General features: G+C 71.3%; 2 protein-coding genes. Both read left to right on the top strand.

From position 1 onward, the window contains the following. Positions 1-832 (top strand): MFS transporter (locus tag GUY60_RS37375; RefSeq protein ID WP_161705947.1); only part of this gene is annotated, 832 nt, incomplete at its 5' end. A 55-nt stretch (positions 833-887) separates the two neighbouring features. Next, positions 888-1,664: an SDR family NAD(P)-dependent oxidoreductase gene (locus GUY60_RS37380; protein WP_161705948.1), complete on the top strand. Its 777-nt coding sequence runs from the start codon at positions 888-890 to the stop codon at positions 1,662-1,664. Positions 1,665-1,757: the final 93 nt, after the last annotated feature.

Raw genomic sequence — 1,757 nt, forward strand, 5'->3', positions numbered from 1 at the left:
GCCCCGTACCCACCCCAGGATGAGCAAGGCGGAGCTCGACCACATCGCCGACGGTGGCGCCCTCGTCGACATGGACGCCCCCACGGCTGCCGACGCGGACCCCGCCGAGGTGGCGAAGAGGGCCGCGGCGAGCAGTGGCAGGGCCAACCTCGGCCACCTCAAGAAGCTGCTGGCCAACCGGACGATGCTGGGCATCTTCGTCGGCCAGTACTTCATCAACACCATCACGTGGTTCTTCCTGACCTGGTTCCCCGTCTACCTGGTCCAGGAGCGCGGCTTCAGCATCCTCGAAGCGGGGTTCGTGGCCTCGCTGCCCGCGCTGTGCGGATTCGCCGGTGGCGTACTCGGCGGCTTCCTCTCCGACAGCCTGGCGCGCCGCGGTGTCAGCCTCACCGCCGCCCGCAAGATCCCCATCGTGGTGGGGCTGTTGCTCTCCACCACCATCCTGATCTGCAACTACGTCTCGTCGTCCACTCTCGTCGTGGTCATCATGTCGCTCGCCTTCTTCGGCAAGGGCCTGGGAGCACTGGGGTGGGCGGTCATGGCCGATGTCTCGCCGAAGCAGATCGCGGGCCTCGCGGGCGGAGTCTTCAACACGTTCGGCGCCGTAGCGGGCATCGTCACCCCGCTCGTCATCGGCTACATCATCGACGCCACCGGCTCCTTCGACCTGGCCCTCACCTTCGTCAGCGTCTGCGCCGCCCTGGCCGTCGTCAGCTACGTCGTGATCGTCAAGGACATCAAGCGCCTCGAACTGGAGGACATCGAGGGCATCGACGGTACGGAGGACTCCGCCGGCGAGCCGAAGGTGCCCGCCCCGCGCACGCCCTGAACCCCGCGACCCGAGGACGGGTCAAGTCCCGTTCCCCCTGGGTACGTTGATCCGGATGAGACGCTTCGAGGGACACGGAGTACTGATCACCGGCGCCGCCCGCGGAATCGGCGCCGCCACGGCCGCCCGCCTCACTGAGGAGGGCGGCCGTGTGCTGCTCGCCGACGTCGACGGGGCCGCCGCCGAACGGACCGCGGCCGCCCTGCGCGAACAGGGCGCCGACGCCGAGGGGTTCGCCTGCGACGTGGCCTCCCGCGAGCAGGTCGAGGCGGCCGTGGCGTACGCCGTGGACCGCTTCGGCACCCTGGACGTGCTGGTCAACAACGCCGCCTCCTGCGCGGTCGACGCCCCACGCTTCGAGGACGAGCCGGACGAGGTCTGGCGGCGCGACCTAGACATCACCCTGAACGGCGCCTTCCGCTGCGCCCGCGCCGCGCTGCCCCACCTGGAGGCCTCGGGCCGGGGCGCGATCGTGAGCATCGGCTCGGTCAACGGCCAGGTCTCCTTCGGCAACCACGCCTACAGCGCGGCCAAGGCGGGCCTCGAGTCCCTCACCCGTACGCTCGCCGACCACGCGGGGCCGCGCGGCGTACGCGTCAACCTCGTCGCACCCGGAACGGTCCGCACCTCCGCCTGGACGGGACGCGAGGACCGTCTCGACGAGGTCCGCCGCCTCTACCCGCTGGGCCGCGTCGGCGAACCGGAGGACATCGCCGCGGCCGTCGCCTTCCTCGCCTCCCGCGACGCGTCCTGGATCACCGGCACGACCCTGCGCGTGGACGGCGGAATCCTCGGCGTGAACACGGTGTTCCGGGGCGCCCGGGAGGAGTGAGTGACCGGCACGAAGCCGCGCAGGCGCCCGGCACTTGAGCCACCCAGGCACCCAGCACGGAACCGACCGGGCACCCCGCACCCGCCCCGCCCC

The organism is Streptomyces boluensis (assembly GCF_009908195.1).
In the GTDB taxonomy this organism is placed as follows: domain Bacteria; phylum Actinomycetota; class Actinomycetes; order Streptomycetales; family Streptomycetaceae; genus Streptomyces; species Streptomyces boluensis.